This is a genomic window from Azospirillum brasilense (genome assembly GCF_007827815.1).
In the GTDB taxonomy this organism is placed as follows: Bacteria; Pseudomonadota; Alphaproteobacteria; order Azospirillales; family Azospirillaceae; genus Azospirillum; species Azospirillum brasilense_C.
In genome coordinates, this window is record NZ_VITH01000005.1 from 240,832 (window position 1) to 265,348 (window position 24,517).

24 protein-coding genes are annotated in these 24,517 nt (G+C 68.6%); 20 read left to right on the forward strand and 4 right to left on the reverse strand.

The annotated features are described in order from the left end of the window. The first annotated feature begins 115 nt into the window (after positions 1 to 115). The 4 genes from lnt (at position 116) to trmB (ending at position 4,557) form a co-directional block, all read left to right on the forward strand. Positions 116 to 1,732: an apolipoprotein N-acyltransferase gene (gene lnt / locus FBZ83_RS12350; protein ID WP_145682938.1), complete on the forward strand. Its 1,617-nt coding sequence runs from the start codon at positions 116 to 118 to the stop codon at positions 1,730 to 1,732. Positions 1,733 to 1,845: 113 nt separating this feature from the next. Further along, positions 1,846 to 2,334: a helix-turn-helix domain-containing protein gene (locus FBZ83_RS12355; RefSeq protein WP_145682940.1), complete on the forward strand. Its 489-nt coding sequence runs from the start codon at positions 1,846 to 1,848 to the stop codon at positions 2,332 to 2,334. 255 nt (positions 2,335 to 2,589) lie between these two features. Beyond that, positions 2,590 to 3,759 carry a methionine adenosyltransferase gene (metK, locus tag FBZ83_RS12360; protein ID WP_145682942.1) on the forward strand — a complete coding sequence of 390 codons (1,170 nt, stop codon included), beginning with the start codon at positions 2,590 to 2,592 and terminating at the stop codon, positions 3,757 to 3,759. Between the two features lie 87 nt (positions 3,760 to 3,846). Continuing rightward, positions 3,847 to 4,557: a tRNA (guanine(46)-N(7))-methyltransferase TrmB gene (gene trmB / locus FBZ83_RS12365; RefSeq protein ID WP_145682944.1), complete on the forward strand. Its 711-nt coding sequence runs from the start codon at positions 3,847 to 3,849 to the stop codon at positions 4,555 to 4,557. Here the strand turns inward: trmB and FBZ83_RS12370 are convergent. Beyond that, positions 4,535 to 4,849, reverse strand: a complete 315-nt coding sequence (locus tag FBZ83_RS12370) for an antibiotic biosynthesis monooxygenase family protein (protein ID WP_145682946.1) — start codon at positions 4,847 to 4,849, stop codon at positions 4,535 to 4,537. The two genes, trmB and FBZ83_RS12370, sit on opposite strands and share 23 nt — an antisense overlap. 305 nt (positions 4,850 to 5,154) lie before the next feature. Between FBZ83_RS12370 and rimP the strand changes: the two genes are divergently transcribed. From rimP to FBZ83_RS12415, 9 genes are all read left to right on the forward strand, one after another. After that, positions 5,155 to 5,640, forward strand: a complete 486-nt coding sequence (gene rimP, locus FBZ83_RS12375) for a ribosome maturation factor RimP (protein WP_014238849.1) — start codon at positions 5,155 to 5,157, stop codon at positions 5,638 to 5,640. 54 nt (positions 5,641 to 5,694) lie between these two features. Beyond that, positions 5,695 to 7,230, forward strand: a complete 1,536-nt coding sequence (gene nusA, locus FBZ83_RS12380) for a transcription termination factor NusA (RefSeq protein WP_145682948.1) — start codon at positions 5,695 to 5,697, stop codon at positions 7,228 to 7,230. 30 nt (positions 7,231 to 7,260) lie between these two features. Then, positions 7,261 to 7,980 (forward strand): RNA-binding protein, encoded by a 720-nt coding sequence (locus FBZ83_RS12385; RefSeq protein WP_145682950.1) that lies wholly within the window; start codon positions 7,261 to 7,263, stop codon positions 7,978 to 7,980. 14 nt (positions 7,981 to 7,994) lie between these two features. Continuing rightward, entirely contained in the window at positions 7,995 to 10,727 is a 2,733-nt protein-coding gene (gene infB, locus FBZ83_RS12390) for a translation initiation factor IF-2 (RefSeq protein ID WP_145682952.1), read from the forward strand. A 129-nt stretch (positions 10,728 to 10,856) separates the two neighbouring features. Further along, entirely contained in the window at positions 10,857 to 11,441 is a 585-nt protein-coding gene (rbfA, locus tag FBZ83_RS12395; RefSeq protein WP_145682954.1) for a 30S ribosome-binding factor RbfA, read from the forward strand. Further along, on the forward strand, positions 11,431 to 12,369 hold the full coding sequence (gene truB / locus FBZ83_RS12400) for a tRNA pseudouridine(55) synthase TruB (RefSeq protein ID WP_145682957.1): 939 nt from the start codon (positions 11,431 to 11,433) through the stop codon (positions 12,367 to 12,369). The genes rbfA and truB overlap by 11 nt, the downstream gene beginning before the upstream one ends. Before the next feature lie 15 nt (positions 12,370 to 12,384). Continuing rightward, complete coding sequence (gene rpsO, locus FBZ83_RS12405) at positions 12,385 to 12,654, forward strand: 30S ribosomal protein S15 (RefSeq protein WP_035670129.1); 270 nt, start codon at positions 12,385 to 12,387, stop codon at positions 12,652 to 12,654. 295 nt (positions 12,655 to 12,949) lie between these two features. Beyond that, complete coding sequence (pnp, locus tag FBZ83_RS12410) at positions 12,950 to 15,070, forward strand: polyribonucleotide nucleotidyltransferase (protein WP_145682959.1); 2,121 nt, start codon at positions 12,950 to 12,952, stop codon at positions 15,068 to 15,070. A gap of 197 nt (positions 15,071 to 15,267) precedes the next feature. Continuing rightward, positions 15,268 to 15,777 carry a hypothetical protein gene (locus FBZ83_RS12415; RefSeq protein WP_145682961.1) on the forward strand — a complete coding sequence of 170 codons (510 nt, stop codon included), beginning with the start codon at positions 15,268 to 15,270 and terminating at the stop codon, positions 15,775 to 15,777. Between the two features lie 14 nt (positions 15,778 to 15,791). On the opposite strand, the gene ypfJ is transcribed toward FBZ83_RS12415, so the two are convergent. After that, on the reverse strand, positions 15,792 to 16,685 hold the full coding sequence (gene ypfJ, locus FBZ83_RS12420) for a KPN_02809 family neutral zinc metallopeptidase (protein ID WP_145682963.1): 894 nt from the start codon (positions 16,683 to 16,685) through the stop codon (positions 15,792 to 15,794). Between the two features lie 125 nt (positions 16,686 to 16,810). Here ypfJ and FBZ83_RS12425 point away from each other — a divergent pair, with 125 nt between their 5' ends. Next, entirely contained in the window at positions 16,811 to 17,365 is a 555-nt protein-coding gene (locus FBZ83_RS12425) for a TspO/MBR family protein (RefSeq protein WP_145682964.1), read from the forward strand. Here FBZ83_RS12425 and FBZ83_RS12430 read toward each other — a convergent pair whose 3' ends face one another. Beyond that, a complete protein-coding gene (locus FBZ83_RS12430) occupies positions 17,366 to 18,400 on the reverse strand; it encodes a lysine-2,3-aminomutase-like protein (protein ID WP_145682966.1) in 1,035 nt (344 codons plus the stop codon). A 65-nt stretch (positions 18,401 to 18,465) separates the two neighbouring features. On the opposite strand from FBZ83_RS12430, the gene FBZ83_RS12435 reads away from it, so the two are divergent. From FBZ83_RS12435 to FBZ83_RS12455, 5 genes are all read left to right on the forward strand, one after another. Then, complete coding sequence (locus FBZ83_RS12435) at positions 18,466 to 19,215, forward strand: glycerophosphoryl diester phosphodiesterase (RefSeq protein ID WP_145682968.1); 750 nt, start codon at positions 18,466 to 18,468, stop codon at positions 19,213 to 19,215. Between the two features lie 228 nt (positions 19,216 to 19,443). Beyond that, positions 19,444 to 20,841 carry an NAD(P)H-dependent flavin oxidoreductase gene (locus tag FBZ83_RS12440; protein ID WP_247888275.1) on the forward strand — a complete coding sequence of 466 codons (1,398 nt, stop codon included), beginning with the start codon at positions 19,444 to 19,446 and terminating at the stop codon, positions 20,839 to 20,841. Between the two features lie 136 nt (positions 20,842 to 20,977). After that, the gene (gene irrA / locus FBZ83_RS12445) at positions 20,978 to 21,409 is read left to right on the forward strand and encodes an iron response transcriptional regulator IrrA (protein WP_014238832.1); all 432 of its coding nucleotides are present in this window, start codon (positions 20,978 to 20,980) and stop codon (positions 21,407 to 21,409) included. A 183-nt stretch (positions 21,410 to 21,592) separates the two neighbouring features. Beyond that, positions 21,593 to 22,012 (forward strand): rubrerythrin family protein, encoded by a 420-nt coding sequence (locus FBZ83_RS12450; protein ID WP_145682973.1) that lies wholly within the window; start codon positions 21,593 to 21,595, stop codon positions 22,010 to 22,012. Beyond that, positions 22,009 to 22,602 carry a DUF3501 family protein gene (locus tag FBZ83_RS12455; protein ID WP_145682975.1) on the forward strand — a complete coding sequence of 198 codons (594 nt, stop codon included), beginning with the start codon at positions 22,009 to 22,011 and terminating at the stop codon, positions 22,600 to 22,602. The genes FBZ83_RS12450 and FBZ83_RS12455 overlap by 4 nt, the downstream gene beginning before the upstream one ends. Before the next feature lie 132 nt (positions 22,603 to 22,734). On the opposite strand, the gene FBZ83_RS12460 is transcribed toward FBZ83_RS12455, so the two are convergent. After that, entirely contained in the window at positions 22,735 to 23,289 is a 555-nt protein-coding gene (locus FBZ83_RS12460) for an SH3 domain-containing protein (protein WP_137103725.1), read from the reverse strand. A 230-nt stretch (positions 23,290 to 23,519) separates the two neighbouring features. Between FBZ83_RS12460 and FBZ83_RS12465 the strand changes: the two genes are divergently transcribed. Further along, positions 23,520 to 24,509, forward strand: a complete 990-nt coding sequence (locus FBZ83_RS12465) for a 2-hydroxyacid dehydrogenase (protein WP_145682982.1) — start codon at positions 23,520 to 23,522, stop codon at positions 24,507 to 24,509. Positions 24,510 to 24,517: the final 8 nt, after the last annotated feature.

A 24,517-nucleotide genomic window follows, 5' to 3' on the forward strand; every position in this document is an offset into this window, starting at 1 on the left:
GACCGACCGGTGAAGCGGGCGCCTCTTTGTGCGTCTCTTCGTGTCTTCGTGGTGAGGCCGTTTCCAGCCCGGCACAATCGCCTCTCCAGCCCATCCGCATCCGGAGTGCCACCCCTTGACCGCCACCGACATGACGACCACCCCGGCCCGGCTGGGCCGCCTGTCCGCGGGTCTGGCCGGTCTGACCGGCTGGCGCCGGCTGCTGGCGGCGGCGGGGTTCGGCGGGCTGGCGACGCTGGCGCTGCCGCCGGCCGATGCGGTGCCGCTGCTGCTGATCGCCTTTCCGGGGCTGCTCTGGCTGCTCGACGGCGCGCGGACCAGGCGGCAGGCTTTCGCGGTCGGCTGGTTCTTCGGCTTTGGCCATCACCTGCTCGGCCTCTACTGGATCAGCGCGGCTCTGTTCACCGACATCGAGCGTTTCTGGTGGGCTCTGCCGCTGTCGGCGGCTGGCCTGCCGATCCTGCTGGCGATGTTCACCGGCTTCGCCACGCTGCTGGTCTGGACGCTGCGGGGCCGAGGAATGGGGCAGGGGCTGGGGAAGGCGGTCCTGTTCGCCGCCTCCTGGGCGCTGTTCGAATGGCTGCGCGGCCATGTCTTTACCGGCTTCCCGTGGAACCTGATCGGTTATGGCTGGACGGGCGTCCTGCCGGTTCTGCAGGGCGTCTCGCTGATCGGCGTCTACGGCCTCAGCCTGCTGACCGTGCTGGTGGCGGCGCTGCCGGTGGCGCTGGCCGATCCGGCGGTGCCGCGCCGCCGCGCCTGGGGGGCGCTGGCCGCCGGGCTGGCGCTGTTCGCGGCGCTGGGTGCCTGGGGCGGGCTGCGGCTGGCCGGGGCGTCGGACGCGACGGTTCCGGACGTGCGGCTGCGGCTCGTCCAACCGGCCATCGACCAGCGGTTGAAATGGGCGGCGGGCGAGCGGGTGCGCAACGTCCAGCAGCAAATGGAACTCTCCGTCGCTGCCGCCGCGGATTCCACAACCGCCGCGCCGGTCACCCATGTGATCTGGGCGGAGACCGCGGTGCCCCTGTTCCTCGACCAGGACGCCCGCCTGCGCCAGGCGCTGGGCTCGATCACCCCGCCCGGCGGGCTGCTCATCACCGGGGTGCCGCGGATGGAGGCCGGGCCGGAGGGCGAGCCGCTCTATTACAACAGCTTGGCGGCGGTGGACGGCAGCGGGGCGGTGACCGGGCGCTTCGACAAGTTCCACCTTGTGCCGTTCGGCGAGTACATGCCGCTGCGCCGCTGGCTGCCGGTCGGGGCGATCGCCGGCAACGGGGCGGAGTTCTCCGCCGGGCCGGGGCCGGTGTCGCTGGACCTCAAGGGCCTGCCGCCGGTCAGCCCGCTGATCTGCTACGAGGTGATCTTTCCCGGCGCCGTGCTGCCGGCGTCGCAGGACGGCGCCACCCGGCCGCGCTGGATGCTGAACCTGACCAACGACGCCTGGTACGGCAACACCGCCGGCCCCTACCAGCATTTCGCCATCGCCCGGACCCGCGCGGTCGAGGAGGGGATGCCGCTGGTGCGCGTCGCCAACACCGGCATCTCCGGCGTCGTGGACTCCCACGGCCGCATCACAGCCATGCTCCCGCTTGGTTACAGGGGTGTGGTCGATGCGGCCTTGCCGGAGGCGTTGCCCACCCCCACTCTCTACGGACGTGTGGGCGATGGCGCGTTTGGGTTGCTTCTTTTGACCTGTTTCGCGGTGGGCCTGCGCGCACGACATCGCGGTTAGCGCAACCGAGACTCTTTTTTCAATCACGCGCATCGGGAGCGCTCGGGCGCGCTTGACTGCATACATGGATATGTCGTATCAAGGTTGCACAACTGTTTCAGGGAATTAGAGCAATGCCAGCAACAGAAACGCGGGGCCGCCGGGCCACTGCCGGCCGCCCCAAGACGGGCAAGCCGAACCCGATCGACGTTCACGTCGGCTCCCGCGTCCGGTTGCGCCGGACCCTTCTCGGAATGAGCCAGGAGAAGCTGGGCGAGGCCATCGGCCTGACCTTCCAGCAGGTGCAGAAGTACGAACGCGGCGCCAACCGCATCGGCGCGTCGCGCCTGTTCGACCTCAGCCGCGTCCTGGACGTGCCGGTCTCCTTCTTCTTCGACGACATGCCGGCGGAAGCCGCCGCGGCTCCGGTCGATGACGAGGAGGGCGGCGCCGCCGGTTTCGAGGAGCGTTCGGGCGGCTACGAGCCGGATCCGATGGCCAAGCGCGAGACGCTGGAACTGGTGCGCGCCTACTACCGCATCAACGACCCGTCGGTGCGCAAGCGCCTGTTCGAGCTGACCAAGGCCGTTGCCAATTCCGGCATGGTCGAAGCGGCCGAATAAACGCTTCAGAGACGCGAGCCGAACAACCGGAAGCAATCCGGACGGCAGGATGATTGGGGAACGCGGCCAACCGGCCCGTTCCCCGATGTCGTTTCTAAGGGGAATTTCCCCCCGACTCCTCCAACCGCGGGGAGATCGCTTGACCTGAAACGCAAACCTTGCCACATACGGCAAACGACTGGCTTTCCGTGGGTGCTGCGCCGGTCTCCCAAAAAACTTTTGTTGAATAGCCCCCGCCCATTGCCGAGGTTCGTCGTGGCCAAGCTCAACTACGTGTTCACCAGCGAGTCCGTGTCCGAAGGCCATCCGGACAAGGTGTGCGACCGCATCTCCGATGCGATCGTCGATCTGTACCTGTCGCACGACCCCTACGCCCGCGTGGCGGTGGAGACGCTGGCGACCACCAACCAGATCGTTCTGGCCGGTGAGGTGCGTGGGCCCGAGAGCATCACCCCCGACATGCTGGTCCAGGTCGCCCGCGCCGCGGTGAAGGACATCGGTTACGAGCAGGACGGCTTCCATTGGGAGAAGATGGACGTCAAGTGCTTCGTCCACTCCCAGTCCGCCGACATCGCGGTCGGCGTCGACGCCGCCGGTGAGAAGGACGAGGGCGCCGGCGACCAGGGCATCATGTTCGGCTACGCCTGCAACGAGACCCCGGCCCTGATGCCGGCGCCGATCTACTACAGCCACGCCATTCTGAAGTCGCTGGCCGAGGCGCGCCACTCCGGCGCCGCCCCGCAGCTCGGTCCCGACGCCAAGAGCCAGGTGACGCTGCAGTACGAGAACGGCAAGCCGGTGCGCGCCACCGCGGTGGTGGTCTCCACCCAGCACGCCGACGGCCTGACCCAGGAGGAGGTGCGCGAGATCGTCCGTCCGCACGTCCTCAACTGCCTGCCGGCGGGCTGGATGTGCGACGAGGCGAACTTCTACGTCAACCCGACCGGCCGCTTCGTCATCGGCGGTCCGGACGGCGACGCCGGCCTGACCGGCCGCAAGATCATCGTGGACACCTACGGCGGTGCCGCCCCGCACGGCGGCGGTGCCTTCTCCGGCAAGGACCCGACCAAGGTCGACCGCTCGGCCGCCTACGCCGCGCGCTACCTCGCCAAGAACGTGGTCGCCGCCGGCCTGGCCGAGCGCTGCACGATCCAGCTCTCCTACGCCATCGGCGTGTCGAAGCCGCTGTCGGTCTATGTCGACACCCACGGCACCGGCACGGTGGACGAGGACCGGCTGTCGGAGGTCCTGCAGAAGCTGGTGGACCTCTCCCCGCGCGGCATCCGCACGCATCTGGGCCTGAACCGTCCGGTCTACGCGCGCACCGCCGCCTACGGCCATTTCGGCCGCGATGCCGAGGCCGACGGCGGCTTCTCCTGGGAGAAGACCGACCTCGTCAACGACCTGCGCGCCGCTTTCTTCTAAGAGCGGCTTCTTCCAAGACCGGACCCGTCCGTCCGGGATGCAGGGGCCATGCGGCCCCTGCACTTGTTTTGGGACCCTGTTGTCACGATGACCGACTCCTTCCTGGACTCGTCCAAGAGGCTCTACGGGCGGCGCAAGGGGCGCCCGCTCCGCAAGCGCAAGACCGAGCTGCTCGACGGGCTCCTGCCGTCACTGGAAATCCCGGTGCCGCAGCCGGGCGACCGCATCGATCCCCACGCCCTGTTCGCCGCCCCGATGCGCGACATCTGGCTGGAGGTGGGCTTCGGCAGCGGCCACCACATGGCGTGGCAGGCGGCGAACAACCGCGACGTGGGCGTGATCGGCGCCGAACCCTTCATCAACGGCGTGGCCGGCCTGCTCAAGCTGGTCGACGACGAGAAGGTTCAGGACAACGTCCGCATCCTGCCGGACGACGCCCGTCCGCTGCTCGACGCCCTGCCGGACGCCTCCATCGGGCGCGCCTTCGTGCTGTTCGCCGATCCCTGGCCGAAGAAGCGCCACTGGGAGCGCCGCTTCATCGGCCCGGACAACCTGCCGCGCCTCGCGCGCGTGCTGAAGGACGGGGCGGAGCTGCGTCTGGCCAGCGACGACATGGGGCTGGTGCGCTGGATGCTGGAGCACACGGTTCGCCACCCCGATTTCGAATGGACCGCCCGCGGCCCGTCCGACTGGCGCCACCGCATTGCGGACTGGCCGGCCACCCGCTATGAGGAGAAGGCCATCGAGGCCGGGCGCAAGCCGGTCTTCATGCGCTTCATACGGAAGGCGCGGGGGTAGACACCAGCGGCGCGCCGTAATGCTCCACCACCGGGAACGGGTCATAGAAGTGGTGGAGCAGGGCCTTCCATCGGGCGTAGCGGTCGGATCCCCGGAAACCTTCGGTGTGGTCCTCCAGCCGCTCCCAGCGAACGAGCAGAAGATAGCGGTCCGGCGCCTCCAGGCAGGGGCGCAGCTCCAGCCCGAGGAAACCCGGAGTCGCGGCGATCAAGGGCTGAGCCTCGGCCATCGCCCGTTCGAAGGCCGCGCCCTGGCCGGGCCTGACGGTCAGGAGGGCGGTTTCAAGGATCATGGCGGACTCCGTTTTCGAGAGTGTTTTCCGGGCGGTGTGGCGGCCGCCGAGGGCGTGACGCTACCCCGGCCGAAGCCGCTCACCAAGCCCCGGGCATAGGACCTTGCGGAAAAGCGCTTGCGGCCTGCTCCGGAATGTCTATATTCACCGCATGAACCCATACGGATCGGCGGCTCGGGAAACCGGGCCGGCGGGACGCTTTGCGGGTGGGCCTTGGCCCACTTATTTTTTTATCAGCGTATGGAATCCCCGTGTTGGTCCCAGGGCGCTGTGCCAGGGGAGACCGCGGGGGCGGGTCAGGTGGAATGGAAGCAACCGGTCGTATCGAGCAGATCATCACGCCGTCGGTCGAGGCCATGGGCTACGAACTCGTGCGTGTGCAGTTGACCGGTGGGCAGCGCATGGTTCTGCAGGTCATGGCGGAACGCGCCGACGGCGCGCCCATGACGGTCGAAGACTGCGCCGACATCAGCCGCGCGATCTCCGCGGTGCTCGACGTTGAAGATCCGATCAAGAGCGCCTACACGCTGGAGGTCAGCTCGCCCGGCATCGACCGGCCGCTGACCCGTCTGAAGGATTTCGAGCGTTTCGCCGGTTTCGAGGCCAAGCTGGAGACCCGGCTCGCCGTCGATGGCCGCAAGCGCTTCAAGGGCATGCTGAAGGGCGTCGACGACGGCCTCGTGTGCATCGAATCGGAACAGGGAGCCGCCCGGCTGGAGTTCGACAACATCCTGCGCGCCAAGCTGGTTTTGACGGATGAACTGATCCGCGCCAGCCAGGGCCAGGGTTGACGGCCGCTCCGGGCTTCACTCGAAGAACAAACGCCAGTCCAGGAAGTGTGACGGATGGAACTGCTGCAAGTCGCTGACGCGGTTGCCCGCGAAAAGAACATCGACCGGGACGAGGTCCTGGAGGCGATGGAGCAGGCGATTCAGAAGGCCGGGCGCTCCAAGTACGGCCACGAGCACGACATCCGCGCCCGCATCGACCGCAAGACGGGCGACATCCACCTGACCCGCCACCTTGAGGTGGTCGAGGCGGTGGAGAACGAGGCGACCCAGGTGACCCTCGCCTACGCCCAGCGCCGCAAGCCCGGCGCCCAGCTCGGCGACTTCCTGGTCGATCCGCTGCCGCCCATCGACTTCGGCCGCATCGCCGCCCAGACGGCCAAGCAGGTCATTGTCCAGAAGGTCCGCGACGCGGAGCGCAAGCGCCAGTTCAACGAATACAAGGACCGCACCGGCGAGATCGTCAACGGTCTGGTCAAGCGCGTCGAGTACGGCAACGTCACCGTCGATCTGGGCCGCGCCGAAGCGATCCTGCGCCGCGACGAGCTGCTGCCGCGCGAGCACTTCAAGAACGGCGACCGCGTGCGCGCCTACATCTTCGACGTGCGCGAGGAAGCGCGCGGCCCGCAGATCTTCCTGTCGCGCACCCATCCGATGTTCATGGCGAAGCTGTTCGCCCAGGAAGTGCCGGAGATCTACGACGGCATCATCGAGATCAAGGCGGTCGCCCGCGACCCGGGCTCCCGCGCCAAGATCGCGGTGATCAGCAACGACAGCTCCATCGACCCGGTCGGCGCCTGCGTCGGCATGCGCGGCAGCCGCGTCCAGGCGGTCGTCGGCGAGCTGCAGGGCGAGAAGATCGACATCATCCAGTGGAACCAGGAGCCGGCGACCTTCATCGTCAACGCCCTGGCCCCGGCCGAGGTCGCCAAGGTCGTGATGGACGAGGACAACAGCCGCATCGAGGTGGTGGTGCCCGACGACCAGCTGTCGCTGGCCATCGGCCGCCGCGGCCAGAACGTGCGGCTTGCCACCCAGCTCACCGGCTGGGACATCGACATCCTGACCGAGCAGGAGGAGTCGGAGCGCCGCTCGGACGAATTCCGCACCCGCTCGCAGCTCTTCATGGAAGCGCTGGACGTGGACGACGTGATCGCCCATCTCCTGGTCGCCGAAGGCTTCACCACGGTGGAGGAGATCGCCTACGTCGAGACCGAGGAGCTGGCCGAGATCGAGGGCTTCGACGAGGACGTGGCGGAAGAGCTGAAGCAGCGCGCCCTGAACTTCCTCGACGAGCAGGACGTCCGCATGACCGAGAAGCGCCAAGCGCTCGGCGTCGAGGACGCGGTGGCGGAAGTCACCGGCTTCAGCCCCACCCTGCTGGTCAAGCTGGGTGAGAACGGCGTGAAGACGATGGACGACCTCGCCGATCTCGCCGCGGACGAGCTGCGCGACATTCTCGGCAAGGAGGCCCCGACGGAAGACGAGGCCAACGAGATCATCATGGCCGCCCGTGCCCACTGGTTCGACGGCGAGGAAGGCGCGCCCACCCCGGCGCAACCCTCGGCGGACGACCAGGCGGCGCAGAGCTGAGCCGGGACTTAGGACGCACAAACGGTACGGATGGTTGGGCTGAGCGACAGGAACGAACAGACTCCGGCGGACGGTGAACCGGACGGCCTCGCGGCCGAAGGGGAGGCGCTGCTGCCGGCGGACCTGGAAAAAGGCCCGCTGCGCCGCTGCATCGCCACCGGAACCGTGCAACCGAAAGACGGCATGATCCGTTTCGTGGTATCACCCGACGGCGAGATCGTGCCCGATCTGGAGGAACGGCTTCCGGGCCGCGGCCTCTGGCTGTCGGGGGACAAGGCGGCCTTCACGAAGGCCATTGCCAAGAACATGTTCGCCAAGGCGGCGCGGCGCGCGGTGCGCGTCCCGCCCGATCTGGTGGAACGGTTGGAGAAGCTGCTGGAACGGCGGTGCCTGGATGCCTTCGGGCTGGCACGCCGGGCCGGGCAGGCTCTGGCCGGATACGAAAAGGTGCGCGAGGCGCTGAAGACCAATCAGGTCGGACGCGCCGGACCGCCCTATCTGCTGGTCGAGGCCAGCGACGGTTCGCCCGACCAGCGGGGCAAGATCACAGCGCTGGCGCCGGATATGCCGGTCGTGGACCTGTTCGACGCCGCGGCGATGGCCGCGGCCTTGGGACGGGAAAACGCCGTGCACGCGGTGGTGGCGCGCGGGAAGCTGGCCAAGGGATTGGCACGCGACTCCGCGCGTCTCAAGGGTATCAAAGGCTTTGTCGCCGGCTCCGCGCCGGCCGGCCACGTAAGCAACGTCTGACCATTCGGGAACCGATGACCGACAGCAACGACCAGGACCAAAAGAAAGTCTTGCACCTCTCCGGCTCCGGCAAAGGGAAGCTGGAGCTGAAGAAGCCGGTCGAGACCCAGGTCCGGCAGAGCTTCTCCCATGGCCGGTCGAAGCCCGTGACCGTGGAGGTCAAGCGTAAGCGGGCCGTGGAGAAGGGCGCCCTGCCGGGCGTGGCCGACGGCGGCGCCGCCGCGCGTCAGGCCGCCCAGGGCATCCCCGTCCGGGGTGGGCCGGGCCAGCGCCAGCGTGGCGGTGGCGGCGGCGCCGTCCGTCAACTGACCAACCAGGAACGCGAGGCGCGCATCCGCGCCCTGCAGGGGGCGGCTGAAGACAACCGCCGCCGCGCCGAGGAGGAGGCCGAGGCCGCCGTCCTGGCCGCCGAGGCTGCCGCCCGCGCCGCCGAGGAGGCGGCCTCCCAGCCGGCCCCGGTGGTCGAGGCGGAGCCGGAGATTCTCGACGCCGAGACTCTGCGCCAGCGCGAGCTGGCCGAGCTGCGCGGCATCGAGGAGGCGGAGCGCGCTAAGGCCCAGGAGGCCGAGCGTCGCCGCCAGGAAGAGGAAGCCAAGCGCAAGGAGGCCGACGAGGCCAAGCGCAAGGACAGCGAACCGGCCCGTCCGCAGGGCGCCGGCGCCCGTCCGGCCGCCGGTGGCGCCGGTGCGCGCACCGCGGCCACCACGGAGGCTCCGGCCGCCCGTGGTCCGGGCGCTCCGGCCGCTCCCCGCTTCGGCGAGGAAGAGGACGACCGCCGCGGCAAGCCCGGGAACAAGAAGGCTCCGGCTCCGGCTCCGGTCCGCAAGGCCGCTCCGGGCGCCGACCGCCGCAAGGGCTCCAAGATGACCGTCTCGCAGGCGCTGAGCGACGAGGGTGGTGAGCGCACGCGCTCGCTGGCCGCCGTCCGCCGTGCCCGTGAGCGCGAGCGGCTCCGTCAGATGAGCCGTCAGGAGACGCAGAAAGTGACCCGCGACGTCGTGCTGCCCGAGGTCATCACCGTCCAGGAGCTGGCGAACCGCATGGCGGAACGCGGCGCCGACGTGATCAAGCAGCTCATGCGCATGGGCGTGATGGCCACCATCAACCAGACGATCGACGCCGACACGGCGGAACTGATCATCGCCGAGTTCGGCCACCGCGTGCGCCGCGTGTCGGAGGCGGACGTCGAGGTCGGCCTGCGCCTCAACGACGATGCGGAAACGGCCCTGGTGCCGCGTCCCCCGGTCGTCACGATCATGGGCCACGTCGACCACGGCAAGACCTCGCTGCTCGACGCCCTGCGCCAGACCGACGTGGTCAGCCGCGAGGCCGGCGGCATCACCCAGCACATCGGCGCCTATCAGGTGCAGCTGGAGTCGGGTGCGAAGATCACCTTCATCGACACGCCGGGCCACGCCGCCTTCACCGAGATGCGCGCCCGCGGCGCCAACGTCACGGACGTGGTGGTGCTGGTCGTGGCGGCGAACGACGGCGTCATGCCGCAGACGATCGAGGCGATCCATCACGCCAAGGCCGCGAAGGTTCCGATCATCGTCGCCATCAACAAGATCGACCTGCCCGACGCCAAGCCGGACCGTGTCCGCCAGGAACTGCTCCAGCACGAGCTGGTCGTGGAAGAGCTGGGCGGCGACATCCAGACCGTGGAAGTGTCGGCCAAGGCCAAGCACAACCTGGACAAGCTGGAGGAGGCCATCCTCCTGCAGGCGGAAATCCTGGAGCTGAAGGCCAACCCGGGCCGCACCGCCGAGGGCGTCGTGGTCGAGGCCAAGCTGGAGCGCGGCCGCGGTTCGGTCGCCACCGTGCTGGTCCAGCGCGGCACGCTGAAGGTCGGCGACGTCTTCGTCACCGGGTCGGAATGGGGCCGCGTCCGCGCCCTGGTCAACGACCGCGGCCAGAGCGTCGAGCAGGCCGCCCCGGCCAGCCCGGTCGAGGTGCTCGGTCTCAACGGCACGCCGCTCGCCGGCGACGACTTCACCGTCGTCGAGTCGGAAGCCCGCGCCCGTGAGATCGCCGAGTTCCGCCAGCGCAAGAAGCGCGAAGCCGCCAACGCGGCGTCGGCCCGCGGCTCGCTGCAGGACATGTTCAGCCGCATCCAGGCCGGCGAGGCCAAGGAACTGCCGGTCGTCATCAAGGGCGACGTGCAGGGCTCCATCGAAGCGATCTCCAACGCCCTGGAGAAGCTCACGGCGGAGAACACCGAGGTCAAGGTCCGCGTGCTGCACGCGTCGGTGGGTGCGATCAACGAGTCCGACATCACGCTGGCGAACGCCTCCAACGCGATGGTCATCGGCTTCAACGTCCGCGCCAACCCGCAGGCCCGCGACATGGCCAAGCGCGACAGCGTCGAGATCCGCTACTACTCGATCATCTACAACGTGATCGATGACGTGAAGGCGGCGCTGACCGGCATGCTGTCGCCGACCCTGCGCGAGCGTTTCATCGGCTACGCCGAGATCCGCGAGGTGTTCAACATCACCAAGGTCGGCAAGGTCGCCGGTTGTATGGTCACGCAGGGCACCGTCAAGCGCGGCGCCGGTTGCCGCCTGCTGCGCGACAACGTCGTCATCCACGAGGGCACGCTCAAGACGCTCAAGCGCTTCAAGGACGAGGTCAAGGAAGTGCGCGAGGGTTACGAGTGCGGCATGGCCTTCGAGAACTACGACAACATCCTGGCCGGCGACATCATCGAGGCCTTTGAGATCGAGGAGGTGGCGCGCGAGCTGTAAGCCCGCCGCCGCACCCCGGCTCACGGACCGGTCACAGACGACGTTGCAGATGACAAGGGCGCCCGTGCGCCCTTGTCGCGTTTTCGCGGAGGGAGCGATCCCTCCCGCACCGCATTCGGGATCGACAGCATGAGAAAGAAACACGACCTGGCCGGAAAGCCGCCGTCCCAGCGCCAGCTCCGTATCGGCGAGGAAATCCGCCATGCTCTGGCGGACTTGTTCCGGCGCGGCGACTTCCACGACCCCGAACTGGCGGAACTGAACGTCACGGTGACCGAGGTGCGGATCAGCCCGGACCTGCGCAACGCCACCGCCTTCGTCACGCCGCTGGGCGGCGGCCCGATGGACGAGACGCTGTCGGCCCTGCGGCGTGCCGCCCCCTTCCTGCGCGGCCAGGTCGCCCGGGCCATCAACCTGCGCCACGCCCCGACGCTGAGTTTCGAGGCCGACACCTCCTTCGACTACGCCGGTCGCATCGACGACATCCTGCACAGCCCGGCGGTCGCCCGCGACGTCGGCTACCGCTCGCTCGCCGACCGTGTGAACGGCGACGACGACCATGACGACGAGGACGACGGCTGGGACGAGGAGGACGAGACCGAGACGGACGATCTCGACGACGATGAGGACATCGACGACGAGGACGACGACGACAAGGACGACGACGAGGATGAGGGCAACGGCGGCGGGGACGAGGGGCGCCGTGGCTCGTAAGCGCAAGGGCGAGCCGATCCACGGCTGGATCGTGCTGGACAAGCCGGCGGGGATGACCTCGACCCAGGCGCTGTCCAAGGTGCGCCGCCATCTCAACGCGGAGAAGGCCGGACACGGCGGCACGCTGGACCCCATCGCCACCGGCATTCTGCCGATCGCGCTGGGCGAGGCGACCAAGACCGTCTCCTACGCCATGGACGGCGAGAAGACCTATCGCTTCACGGTGGCCTGGGGCGCCCGCACCACGACCGACGACCGTGAGGGAACGGCGGTGGAGACCTCCGCGGTGCGTCCCGACGCCGAGGCGATCCGCGCCGCTCTGCCCGGCTTTCTGGGTTTCGTCGAGCAGATCCCGCCACAATACTGCGCGCTGAAGATCAACGGCGAGCGCGCCTACGACATGGCGCGCGAGGGCGAGGTGGTGGACATCGCCCCGCGCACCGTGCGCATCGACCGGCTGGAGCTGATCGAGGTTCCGGACGCCGACCACGCGGTGCTGGAGGTCGATTGCGGCAAGGGCACCTACGTCCGCTCCATCGCCCGTGACCTCGCCGAACGGTTGGGGACGGTGGGGCACATCCGCGATTTGCGACGCCTGCGCGTGGGGTCCTTCACGCTGGACGGGGCGATTTCCCTGGACGATCTGACCGCGATGGAGCAAGGTGCCGCGGTCGAAAGACTTCTGCTTCCGATCGAGACCGCGCTGGACGACATCCCGGCGCTGGCCCTGACGGATGTGGAAGCGCACCGACTGAAGCACGGCCAGACGGTGGCACTCCTCACCCGGCAGGACCGCGAACGCCTCACGGCGCTGCGCGGCGATGTTGGTGGGGATGGCACCGTCATTGCGCTTTTCGGCGGCAAGCCGGTGGCGCTGGCGCGCGTGGAGGGGGCGGAGGTCCGTCCGGTGCGCGTTCTCAACCTATGAACGATGGAGACCCCGATGTCGATCACGCCCGATCGCAAGCAGGAACTCATTAAGGACTATTCGCGCGGCACCAACGACACCGGTTCGCCCGAGGTCCAGGTCGCGATCCTGTCCGAGCGCATCCGGAACCTGACCGAGCACCTGCAGGGCCACAAGAAGGACTTCCACTCCCGCCGTGGTCTGCTGGTGATGGTCGGCCAGCGCCGCCGTCTTCTCGATTATCTCAAGAAGAAGGACAACAGCCGCTACGCCACGCTCATCGAGCGTCTGGGCCTGCGTCGCTGATTTTCAAAAGGCGTCCGTCCTGGTGACCGAACATCCGTCCCGATCCGCGCTCGATCCGCCGCACCGTCCTTCGGTGCACCGGGAAGTGTCGCGCCGGTCGGGGCGTTTGGTTGTTCGCGAAGGTATGTTCTAGTCAGACGGCCGGCCCGGACCTTCCGGGACCGGCCGTTTGTTTTTTTAGCCCTTTTCGGGTTTTGCCCTTTGTTGGGTTTTCACATGCGGGGTCCGACGACCGATGACCCCGGCTTAGGCCAGCAATCCGGCGGGCCTAGGTGTCGGATGGAAGGAAGAATCCATGTTCAAAGTTTTCCGCAAAGAAATCGAATGGGGTGGACGCAAGCTGACGTTCGAGACGGGCAAGATCGCTCGTCAGGCCGACGGCGCGGTGCTGGTCACCTATGGTGAGACCACGGTCCTCTGCACGGTCGTCGGCGCCAAGTCGCCGAAGCCGGGCGTCGATTTCTTTCCGCTGACGGTCAATTACCAGGAAAAGTCCTTCGCAGCCGGCAAGATTCCCGGCGGCTTCTTCAAGCGTGAAGGCCGCCCGACGGAGAAGGAGACGCTGGTCAGCCGCCTGATCGACCGCCCCATCCGTCCGCTGTTCGCCGATGGCTTCCGCAACGAGACGCAGGTCATCTGCACCGTGCTGAGCCACGATCTGGAGAACGATCCGGACATCGTCGCGATGGTCGGCACCTCGGCCGCACTGACGATCTCCGGCATCCCGTTCCTCGGTCCGATCGGCGCCGCCCGCGTCGGCTACGTCGACGGCCAGTATGTGCTGAACCCGACCATGGACTCCGTTGACGGTTCCGCGCTCGACCTCGTGGTCGCCGGCACCCAGGACGGCGTGCTGATGGTCGAATCGGAAGCCAAGGAGCTGTCCGAGGAGGTCATGCTGGGCGCCGTGATGTTCGGCCACAGCGGTTTCCAGCCGGTCATCGACGCCATCATCGATCTCGCCGAAGAGTGCGCCAAGGAGCCGTGGGACCTGCCGGAGCCGGCCTACGACCGCGCCGCCCTGAAGGCGAAGCTGCGCGCGACCGTCGGCGCCGACGTCGAGGCCGCCTACACCGAGACGGTGAAGCAGGTCCGCTACGAGAAGATCGGCGCCGCCAAGGCGAAGGCGCTGGAGGCTCTGGCCGAGGCCCATGAGACCCAGGCCATCGTGACCGAGTTCAAGGAGCTGGAGGCCGACATCCTGCGCGGCGCCGTCCTGAAGACCGGCCGCCGCATCGACGGCCGCGACACCAAGACGGTCCGCCCGATCGTGTCGGAGGTCGGCGTGCTGCCGCGCGCCCACGGTTCGGCGCTGTTCACCCGCGGCGAGACGCAGGCGCTGGTCGTCACCACGCTGGGCACCAGCCAGGACGAGCAGATCATCGACGCGCTGCAGGGCGAGTACCGCGAGCATTTCATGCTCCACTACAACTTCCCTCCGTACTCGGTGGGCGAGGCCGGCCGCATGGGCTCGCCGGGCCGCCGCGAGATCGGCCACGGCAAGCTGGCGTGGCGCGCCATCCACCCGCTGCTGCCGAAGAAGGAAGACTTCCCCTACACGCTCCGCGTGGTGTCGGAAGTGACCGAGTCCAACGGCTCCTCGTCGATGGCGACGGTGTGCGGCACCTCGCTGTCGCTGATGGACGCCGGCGCTCCGCTGGCGCGCCCGGTGGCCGGCATCGCCATGGGCCTGATCAAGGAAGACGACGGCTTCGCGGTCCTGTCGGACATCCTGGGTGACGAGGATCACCTGGGCGACATGGACTTCAAGGTGGCCGGCACCGACGCGGGCATCACCGCGCTCCAGATGGACATCAAGATCACCTCGATCACCGAGGAGATCATGAAGATCGCCCTGGGCCAGGCCAAGGACGGCCGCCTGCACATCCTGGGCGAGATGTCCAAGGCCCTGACCGGCGCCCGCGAGGCGGTGAACGAGAACGCCCCGCGCATCACCGTGATCAACATCCCGAAGGAGAAGATCCGCGACGTGATCGGCTCCGGCGGCAAGGTGATCCGCGAGATCGTGGAGCAGACCGGCGCCAAGATCGACATCGAGGACGACGGCACGGTGAAGGTCGCCGCGGTGGACACCAAGGCCGCCCAGGCCGCCATCGACTGGATCAAGGGCATCGTCGCCGAGCCGGAAATGAACGTGGTCTACACCGGCAAGGTCGTGAAGGTCGTCGATTTCGGCGCCTTCGTGAACTTCCTGGGCTCGCGCGACGGCCTCGTCCACATCTCCGAGCTGGCGCAGCAGCGCGTCGGCAAGGTGTCGGACGTGGTGTCGCAGGGTGACTCGGTGAAGGTGAAGGTCATCGGCTTCGACGACCGCGGCAAGGTCAAGCTGTCGATGAAGCAGGTCGACCAGGCCACCGGCGAAGACCTGACCAAGAAGGACGGCCCCGCCGCCTGATAAGCGGGGTCCTTTTCTCCCTCTCCCGCGCGAGCGGGGGAGGGTCGGGGAGGGGGCGACAGCCTCCCTCCAACCCTCCTCGCCGCTGTCTTTCACGCGACCAGGGGGACGCGTTCACCCGCTGCCGTTGTTCTTCGTTCCGGGCTTGCGTTGTCCTACGATCAACGCACCCTGTCCCACGGCCCCGGTGAACCGCGATGCCCGTTTCCATTCCCGCCGACGCCACCCGCTGTCTGCACTACGGCAATGGCATGTTCCTGACGAGCGACCTGATGACGCTCGAACAGCGGTTCTTCCTGAATTGGAACGCCTTGCAGAACCGCATGCTCTACACGCCCGGCGTGCTGGAAGGGCTGGCGGTCGTTCACACCGGCGGCGATCGCCTGACGGTGGGATGCGGTGCGGGCTTCGACGCCGCCGGCCGCTTTATGGTGTTGCCCGGCGACGGCGCAATCCTGACCGTACCCGGCGGCTCATCCGCCTCCTGCTACGTTCACCTGTTCTGGCCTGACGCGCCGTCGGTCAGCCGGGATGGAACCACGATGGATCTGGCGGCCTCCCTGCGGATCGGCGAGGACGCCGCACCGGAAAACGGCGTGCTTCTGGCCGAAATCAGGCGTGACTCGACGGGAGCCGTCACCGAGGTGATCGACCGGCGCCAGCCGGTGCGCTCACGCCTGCCCGCGTCGCTGTCCGACGTCGGGTGACTGGTGGCGAACGCCTACAGCCGCTCCGTCCCGAAGGTGTCGCAGGCCTTCATCTGACCGCTCTCCAGACCGGTGCGGAACCAGCGCACCCGCTGGGCCGAGCTGCCGTGGGTGAAGCTGTCGGGGGCCACGGTGCCGCGCGACTGGCGCTGCAGACGATCGTCGCCGATGGCGCTCGCCGCCGTCAGAGCCTCCTCGACGTCGCCGGGCTCGATGATCTGGCGCTCGCGGTTGGCGTGGTTGGCCCACAGCCCGGCGAAGCAGTCGGCCTGAAGTTCCAGCCGCACCGACAGCCCGTTGGCGTCGGCCTGGGAGCCGGCCTGCCGCTGGGCCTGCTGCACCCGGTCGGAGATGCCCAGCAGGTTCTGCACATGGTGGCCGACCTCATGGGCGATCACATAGGCCTGGGCGAAGTCGCCCGGCGCGCGGAAGCGGTCGCGCAGATCGCGGTAGAAGCTGAGGTCGATGTACACCTTGCGGTCTTGCGGGCAGTAGAAGGGCCCCATGGCCGCCTGGGCGAAGCCACAGCCGGAATCCACCGTGCCGGAGAACAGCACCAGCGCCGGGTCCTGGTAGGTCCGGCCCATCTGCTGGAACTGGGCGGTCCAAGTGTCCTCGGTGTCGGCGAGGACGACGGAGACGAAGCGCTTCAACTCGTCATCCCCACCGCCGCGCGGGGCGTCGGTTTGCTCGTTGCGGGCTTGCTCCTGCGGGACGGTGCCCTGCAGCAGGTCCAGCGGGTTGATGCCGAGCAGGAGCGAGACCACCACGATCACCGCCAGCCCGCCGATCCCGATGCCGCCGCGCCCGATGGGGATGCCGATTCCGCCCGTGCGGAACCCGCCGCTTCCGGGCGCGCCGCGCCGGTCCTCGACATTCTCGCTCTCGCGACCGTCCTGCCACCGCATCGCCCGATCCTCCCCCGACGCATTGCGAGAGGAAAACCAGCGAGGAGGCTCGGCTGTTCCGGCGCTCCGCCGGATGCGTCATCCATGCGCTTGACCGCAAGCGGAGCCGTGCCATTTCCTAAGGCATGAACCACCGCTCCTTCGTCCCGACGGAACCCGCAACCGACACCGGCCCGCTGCCCTTCCGGGTGTATTGGTGGCAGGCTCTGGTCTTCTGGCTGCTCACCAACACCTATGGCGTGTTCGAGCGGGGCGGGGAGCCGTTTCCCGGCTACCAGCCCTCGCCGCTGCAGCCGCCGGGCTGGGCCTTTCCCGTCGTCTGGTTCAGCATCAGCCTGATCCAGCTCTGGGGTTGCGTGCGGATGCTGAACGCGCCCTGGCCGATCCGCTGGCGCCCGGCGTTGATCGGGATGCAGGGAGCGCTGTGGCTGCTCTACGCCAGCTTCGGATTCGCCTATTTCACGATGGGCAGCCCGATCCTGGCGGCGGCCTGGACCATCGCCTACTTCATCATCGCCTCGACCTGCGTGCTGCTGGTCTGGCCGGACGACCGCGCCATCGCGGCGAGCTGGCTGCCGCTGGTGCTGTGGACCGGCTTCGCCTCCATCGTCGCCGTCCATGGCGTGGTTCTCAACCCGGACCCGCTGTTCGGGTTGGGGCCGGGGCTGGGGACGCGCTGATCAGCCGCGGTAGCGGTGCGTTGCCCCGGTGAAGTCCTCCGCGAGATAGCCGCCCTCGCCATCGGGCCGCACCCAGCCCGGTGCGGCGGGAGCCTTGCCGTGCCCGCCGGGGATGTCCAGCACATAGGTCGGCTGGCAGAGGCCGGAGACGCGCCCGCGCAATCCCTTCACCAGCGCCTGCCCCTCGGCCAGGGTCGGGCGGAAATGGCTGGTGCCGGCGGCGAGGTCGGGATGGTGCAGGTAATAGGGTTTGATCCGGTTGCGCACCAAGCCCCGGAACAGCGCCTCCAGAGCCGTCGCGTCGTCGTTGATGCCCTTCAGCAGCACCGTCTGGCCCAGCAGGGGAATGCCGGCGTCGGCCAGACGGGCGATGGCGCCGCGCGCCGGCTCCGTCAATTCGTCGGCGTGGTTGACGTGGATGGCCATCCAGGTCGCCAGCTCCGGCGCCTTCAGCGCCTCGACCAACTCCGCGGTGACGCGCGCCGGGTCGGCGACGGGGATGCGGGTGTGCAGCCGGACCACCCCGACATGCGGGATGTCCGACAGGCTGCGGACGATGTGGGAGAGGCGCCGCGGCGACAGCAGAAGGGGATCGCCGCCGGTCACCACCACCTCCCACACCTCCGGGTGCGTACGCACGTACGCCAGGGCGGCGTCCAGCTCCTCGGGCGACAGGGCCTCGCCGCCCGGACCGACCATTTCCCGGCGGAAGCAGAAACGGCAATAGACCGCGCAGGCGTGCAGCGGCTTCAGCAGGACCCGGTCGGGGTAGCGGTGGACGATGCCCTTGACCGGGCTGCGCACCACGTCGCCGATGGGGTCCTCGCGCTCCTCCGGGGCGGTGTACGCCTCTTCCGGAGTGGGGACGTACTGCGCGTACAGGGGATCGCCGGGCGCGGCGTTCGCCAGCGTTTCCAGCAGGTACGGGGTCAGGGCGATGGCGTAGCGGTCGGCCACGGTGGCCACGGCCTCGCCCGCCGCGGGCGTCATCAGCCCGGCGGCCACCAGATCGGTCACGCTGTGGGCTGCCTTCATCGCTCGTTCCCGATCCGCCGCTTTGCGCCTAGTATGAGAGGCCCGCTCTTACTCCCGCAGGACCCATGCTGTCGACTCTTCCCCGCCTGATCGGCCACCGCGGCGCCAAGGAAAGCGCGCCGGAAAACACCCTCGCCAGCCTGCGCGAGGCCGCCCGCCAGGGCGCCGCCTGGGTCGAGGTCGACGTGATGCTCACCCGCGACCGTGTGCCGGTGCTGATCCACGACGACACGCTGGAGCGCACCACCAACGGCGCCGGGCCGGTGCCGGACCTGACCCTGGCGGAGCTGAAGGCGCTGGACGCCGGTTCCTGGTTCGACACCCGTTTCGCCAGCGAAACGGTGCCGACCCTGGAGGAGGCGCTGGGCGTGATCCGCAAGTTGGGCCTGGGCCTGAATCTGGAGATCAAACCCTATCCCGGCCAGGAGGTGCCGACGGCGGACGTTGCGCTGGAGTTGCTGACGCGGCTGTGGCCCGCCGGCCTGCCCCTGCTGGTGTCCAGTTTCGAGGTGCCCTGTCTGGAGGTGGCGCGCGACCGGGCGCCGGAGATTCCGCGCGGCTACCTGCTGTGGGACCCGCCCGCCGACTGGGCGGCCATCGCCGACCGCATCGGCGCGGCCACGCTGAACGTCCATCAGGATCGTCAGACGGCGGAGAGCGTCGCTGCCTACCGCGCCACCGGGCGCCCGGTGCTGGCCTACACGGTCAACGACGCGGCGCGGGCGCGGACGCTGTTCGGCTGGGGTGTGACCGGACTCTTCACCGACGCGCCGGGCCGGCTCGCCGTAGAACTGGCCGAACCGACACCGCTGTGAAGCGGTTGCCGTTGGGACCGCCGGTTGACGTTTGGGGAACTGTCGCGGTGACAGATTTTTTTCTAACACCGCGAATCCGCTCGTCCGCACGGAAATTTCCTCATATATAGATCGCTCATGGCGGCCAGGCCGTCGGGGGCACGACTCCCGGCGGCGTTTTTCGTCGTCTTTCGGGTCGCGCTGTCCGGGCGCCCGTGCGCGGGCGCTCTCATGGTCTTGGAGGTTTCGTTGAAGGCGCTTAAGCCGTTGCTGATGTCTGGCCGGGAGGTTCTGCCGCTCGTCGAGGGTGGCAAGGGAATTGCCGTCTCCAACGGGGAAAGCTCGGGCGCCTGGTCGGCGGCCGGGGGTATCGGCACATTCTCGGGCGTGAACGCCGACAGCTACGACGAGAACGGGAATCTCCTGCCGCAGGTCTATCACGGCAAAACCCGCCGCGAGCGTCATGACGAGCTGATCAAGTTCGGCATCGAGGGCGGCATCGCGCAGGCCCGCATCGCGCACGAGACGTCGAACGGCCAGGGCCGCATCCACATGAACGTCCTGTGGGAGATGGGCGGCGCCGAGCACATCCTGCACGGCGTGCTGGAAGGCTCGCAGGGCATGATCCACGGCGTCACCTGCGGCGCCGGCATGCCCTACCGCGTGGCGGAGATCGCCGTGCGCTACGGCGTGCACTACTACCCCATCGTCTCCTCGGCCCGCGCCTTCCGCGCCCTGTGGCTGCGCGCCTATCACAAGTTCCGCGAGAATCTGGGCGGCGTGGTCTACGAGGACCCGTGGCTGGCCGGTGGCCACAACGGCCTGTCCAACTCCGAGGACCCGCTGAAGCCGGAGGATCCGTTCCCCCGCGTCCTGGCGCTGCGCCAGATGCTGAACAGCTTCGGCCTGAACGACACCCCCATCGTCATGGCGGGCGGCGTCTGGTGGCTGTCGGACTGGGAAGACTGGATCGACAACCCCGACCTCGGCCCGGTGGCCTTCCAGTTCGGCACGCGCCCGCTGCTGACGCAGGAGAGCCCGATCTCCAACGCCTGGAAGCAGCGCCTGCTGACGCTGAAGGAAGGCGACGTCTTCCTGAACCGCTTCTCGCCGACGGGGTTCTACTCCTCCGCCGTCAAGAACCCGTTCCTGATGGACCTGATGGCCCGCTCCGAGCGTCAGGTGGCCTATCTGCCCAAGCCGGTGGGCGAGCATTCCGCCGAGCTGCCGCTGGGCCCGCGCGGCCGCCCGGTCTATGTGACCGAGACGGACAAGGCCCGCGCCGAGGGCTGGCTGTCCCAGGGCTTCACCAGCGGCCTGAAGACGCCGGACAGCACGGTCATCTTCGTCACGCCGGAGCAGGCGGAGCGCATCCACCGCGACCAGGTGGACTGCATGGGCTGCCTGTCGGCCTGCAACTTCTCCAACTGGGCGCAGAACGAGGAAGGCACGAACGGCAAGCGCGCCGATCCGCGCTCCTACTGCATCCAGAAGACCCTGCAGGCGGTCAGCCACACCGACGACTGCGAAAACCAGCTCATGTTCGCCGGTCACAACGCCTTCCGCTTCGCGTCGGACCCGTACTACAAGGACGGCTTCATCCCGACCGTGAAGCAGCTGGTCGAGCGGATCGCCACCGGCTACTGACGCCGGCGGCCCGCGGTTTTGCGGGGGCTCTTGCTCCCCGACCTGAAATCGTTCTAAAGTGAGCGGGCTGCGGCGGATCGCCGCGGTCCGTTTCGCGTTCTGACTTTGTGACCTGAACCTGGGCGAACAGACGACGATGACCGGCACCCGACCCTTCAAGCGCGCCCTCGACCGCCTGCAGACGGCCGGCTTCCGCCCGACGCGCCAGCGTCTGGGGCTGGCCCGCCTGCTGTTCGAAGGGGAGCACCGCCACGTCACCGCCGAGCAACTCCACACCGAGGCGATGGGGGCGGACCTGCGGGTGTCGCTGGCCACGGTCTACAACACGCTGAACCAGTTCACCGCCGCCGGCCTGCTGCGCGAGGTGGTGGTGGAGGCTGGCAAGTCCTACTTCGACACCAACACCAGCGACCATCACCATTTCTTCCTGGAAGGGACGGGCCGGCTGGAGGACATCCCCGGCGACGACGTGGTGGTGCAGCATCTGCCGCCGGCCCCGCCGGGCACGCGCATCGCGCGGGTGGACGTGATCGTCCGGCTGAGCGCGGAGCAGGGCGAGGACCGCTGAGGGACGGCCGGCCGCTGGCCGCGTCACGGAAAAAACGGTCGTCCAACCGGGTCCCTGGGGAATTTCCGGAACATTGACGCGTTTTGGGAGCAATGGCATAAGCCGTAGCCGAGGCTCGGCCGCCGGAGGCCCCACGCCCGCGCGCGGCCGGGCCGGACAGAACCCCGTCTGGAGAACGCCGCCATGTCGCTGAAGGGCACGAAGACCGAGCAGAACCTCAAGGCGGCCTTCGCGGGGGAGAGCCAGGCCAACCGCCGCTATCTCTATTTCGCCCAGAAGGCCGACGTGGAAGGCCACAACGAGGTCGCCGCCGTCTTCCGCTCCACGGCGGAAGGCGAAACCGGCCACGCCCACGGCCATCTGGAATTCCTGGAGGAGGCCGGCGACCCGATCACCGGCCTGCCCATCGGCGACACGGTGAGCAACCTCAGGGCCGCCATCGCCGGCGAGACCCACGAATACACCGACATGTATCCGGGCATGGCCCGCACCGCCCGCGAGGAAGGCTTCGAGGAGGTCGCGGACTGGTTCGAGACGCTGGCCAAGGCCGAGCGGAGCCACGCCGGACGCTTCCAGAGGATGCTGGACCAGCTGTCGTCATGACGGCGCGCCGGACCGAAATCACCCGCGCCGACATCCTTCCCCTGGACCGCTACGCCCGCGAACGCGCGGCCCGCCGCAGCGCCCTGGTCGCCGTGAAGAAGAGGCGCCGCGTCGCGGTCGGCCCCTGCGCCGTCGTCCATTTCGAGAATTACGAGACGATGTGGCAGCAGGTCCACGAGATGCTGTTCATCGAGCGGGGCGGCGAGGCGCAGATCGACGGCGAGCTTCGCGCCTACAACGGCCTGATCCCGCAAGGGACGGAACTGGTCGCCACGCTGATGTTCGAGATCGCCGACCCGGCGCGCCGCGCCGCCGAGCTCGGCGGGTTGGGCGGTGTGGAGCGCACGGTGACTCTGCGCTTCGCCGGCCACACGGTGCCCGGCCGGCCGGAGGAGGACGTGGAGCGCACGAACGAGGCCGGCAAGGCGTCCGCCGTCCATTTCCTGCATTTCGACTTCACGCCGGAGCAGATCGCCGCCTTCCGCACCCCCGGGACGGAAGTGATCCTCGGCATCGGCCATTCCCGCTACGGCCACATGGCGGTGGTGCCGGAGGCGGTGCGGGCGGAGCTTGCGGGGGACTTCGGGTAGAGGGGACCCTTGCCCCCTCCCTAGCCCTCCCCCGCTTCGCAGGGGAGGGAACTGTCTCCCTCTCCTGCGAAGCGGGGGAGGGGAGGGGCCCGCGGCGCCAGCCGTGGGAAGGGTGGGGGCAACGCTTGCCGGTTACTCGAACGTCTCGTCCTTGTAGGCGCCCCAGAACTCACCGCGGCTCATCCAGCCGCGATAGCCCTTCAGGTCCACCTCGCACCACTCGCCCTTGCACTTGCGCAGCCAGCCGATCACCCCCGGCTGGGCGCGGGCCACGACGGCGGCATCGCCGCGCGGCTCTTTGCGGACGGTGCGGATGTCGCCGGTGATGACGATGCTGCGCTTGCCCGACAGCATGCTCTGGTGGACCCAGCCCTCGCTGCCCTCCCAGTCGCGGATGCGCCGCCAGGTGTCGAACTCCTGGGTGATCTCGACCGGCATTTCCTTGCGGGTGAACACCCATTCGATGGGGTAGCGCACGTTGGGGCCGGTGCGCGCGTTCACCTCGCCCGAGCGCAGCGACACGAAACGGGGGATCGGCAGGCCCGAGGCGTGGGTCGGGTCCTTCTCGCGCCGCGCGCCGTCGGACGCGTCGGCTGTGGACGGCGTGACCGGCGCCAAGGCTGCGATGGCCAGCGCCAGAACGGCGAGAGCGCGGCGGATGGCAGACGTCGTCGGCAACGGCAACACCGGCAGCCCCGTGCTGTGGAGATCGGAAGGATTTGAGTCGGACGCACTATAATTAGGGGTAGCCGCCGGGGGCAAGCGCAAGGCGCGGGCGGGCGCACGGCATCGGTTCTTGTCACATGGCGGGGCGGCTCATCAGGCCGGCCACCGCGCCGAATCGTCACTGCCATCTGGACAGCTTCCCAACCGCTTGATAGGACAAGCGTCGGCCCGGAATGGGGGAGGCACCGTCTATGACCGAAAAGAAGAAGCCGCTCGTCGTCGTCACGCGGAAACTGCCCGACGTCATCGAGACGCGGATGATGGAGCTGTTCGACGCACGGCTGAACTCCGACGACGAACCCCTGACCCACGCGCAGCTCATCGAAGTGGCGCAGGCGGCCGACGTGCTGGTTCCCACCGTCACCGACCGCATCGACCGCGAGGTGATCGAGAAGGCCGGGCCGCAGCTCCGCCTCATCGCCTCCTTCGGGACGGGCGTCGACCACATCGACCTGAAGGCGGCGCGGGAGCGCGGCATCAGCGTCACCAACACGCCGGGCGTCCTGACCGAAGACACGGCGGACATGACCATGGCCCTGCTGCTGGCGGTCGGCCGCCGGGTGGCGGAAGGCGAGCGGCTGGTGCGCTCCGGCCAGTGGAAGGGCTGGGGGCCGACGACGATGCTCGGCCACCGCATCCAGGGCAAGCGGCTGGGCATCCTCGGCATGGGCCGCATCGGGCAGGCGCTGGCGCGGCGGGCGCGCGCCTTCGGCATGTCGATCCACTACCACAACCGCCGCCGCGTCTATCCGGACGTCGAGCAGGAGCTTGAGGCGACCTATTGGGAGAGCCTGGACCAGATGCTGGCGCGCATGGACGTGGTGTCCATCAACTGCCCGCACACCCCGGCCACCTACCACCTGCTGTCGGAGCGCCGGCTGAAGCTGCTGCGCCCGCACTGCTTCATCGTCAACACCTCGCGCGGCGAGGTCATCGACGAGACGGCGCTGACCCGCATGCTGTCGAAGGGCGAGATCGCCGGCGCCGGCCTGGACGTGTTCGAGCATGAGCCGGCGGTGAACCCGAAGCTGTTGCGGCTCGACAACGTGGTCCTGCTGCCGCACATGGGCTCCGCCACCATCGAGGGCCGCATCGACATGGGCGAGAAGGTCATCATCAACATCAAGACCTTCGCGGACGGCCACGCTCCGCCCGACCGCGTCCTGGAAACGCTGCTGTAAGGCTGAGT

What these genes read in the sequence shown, in the direction of transcription:
- rpsO (WP_035670129.1), top strand. Translation starts at nt 12,385, where the DNA reads ATGTCGATCACGCCCGATCGCAAGCAGGAACTCATTAAGGACTATTCG.
- infB (WP_145682952.1), top strand. Translation starts at nt 7,995, where the DNA reads ATGACCGACAGCAACGACCAGGACCAAAAGAAAGTCTTGCACCTCTCC.
- trmB (WP_145682944.1), top strand. Translation starts at nt 3,847, where the DNA reads ATGACCGACTCCTTCCTGGACTCGTCCAAGAGGCTCTACGGGCGGCGC.
- FBZ83_RS12355 (WP_145682940.1), top strand. Translation starts at nt 1,846, where the DNA reads ATGCCAGCAACAGAAACGCGGGGCCGCCGGGCCACTGCCGGCCGCCCC.
- FBZ83_RS12370 (WP_145682946.1), bottom strand. Translation starts at nt 4,849, where the DNA reads ATGATCCTTGAAACCGCCCTCCTGACCGTCAGGCCCGGCCAGGGCGCG.
- FBZ83_RS12385 (WP_145682950.1), top strand. Translation starts at nt 7,261, where the DNA reads ATGGTTGGGCTGAGCGACAGGAACGAACAGACTCCGGCGGACGGTGAA.
- FBZ83_RS12425 (WP_145682964.1), top strand. Translation starts at nt 16,811, where the DNA reads ATGAACCACCGCTCCTTCGTCCCGACGGAACCCGCAACCGACACCGGC.
- FBZ83_RS12465 (WP_145682982.1), top strand. Translation starts at nt 23,520, where the DNA reads ATGACCGAAAAGAAGAAGCCGCTCGTCGTCGTCACGCGGAAACTGCCC.
- rbfA (WP_145682954.1), top strand. Translation starts at nt 10,857, where the DNA reads ATGAGAAAGAAACACGACCTGGCCGGAAAGCCGCCGTCCCAGCGCCAG.
- FBZ83_RS12415 (WP_145682961.1), top strand. Translation starts at nt 15,268, where the DNA reads ATGCCCGTTTCCATTCCCGCCGACGCCACCCGCTGTCTGCACTACGGC.
- FBZ83_RS12450 (WP_145682973.1), top strand. Translation starts at nt 21,593, where the DNA reads ATGTCGCTGAAGGGCACGAAGACCGAGCAGAACCTCAAGGCGGCCTTC.
- rimP (WP_014238849.1), top strand. Translation starts at nt 5,155, where the DNA reads ATGGAAGCAACCGGTCGTATCGAGCAGATCATCACGCCGTCGGTCGAG.
- irrA (WP_014238832.1), top strand. Translation starts at nt 20,978, where the DNA reads ATGACCGGCACCCGACCCTTCAAGCGCGCCCTCGACCGCCTGCAGACG.
- nusA (WP_145682948.1), top strand. Translation starts at nt 5,695, where the DNA reads ATGGAACTGCTGCAAGTCGCTGACGCGGTTGCCCGCGAAAAGAACATC.
- pnp (WP_145682959.1), top strand. Translation starts at nt 12,950, where the DNA reads ATGTTCAAAGTTTTCCGCAAAGAAATCGAATGGGGTGGACGCAAGCTG.
- ypfJ (WP_145682963.1), bottom strand. Translation starts at nt 16,685, where the DNA reads ATGCGGTGGCAGGACGGTCGCGAGAGCGAGAATGTCGAGGACCGGCGC.
- FBZ83_RS12430 (WP_145682966.1), bottom strand. Translation starts at nt 18,400, where the DNA reads ATGAAGGCAGCCCACAGCGTGACCGATCTGGTGGCCGCCGGGCTGATG.
- FBZ83_RS12455 (WP_145682975.1), top strand. Translation starts at nt 22,009, where the DNA reads ATGACGGCGCGCCGGACCGAAATCACCCGCGCCGACATCCTTCCCCTG.
- FBZ83_RS12435 (WP_145682968.1), top strand. Translation starts at nt 18,466, where the DNA reads ATGCTGTCGACTCTTCCCCGCCTGATCGGCCACCGCGGCGCCAAGGAA.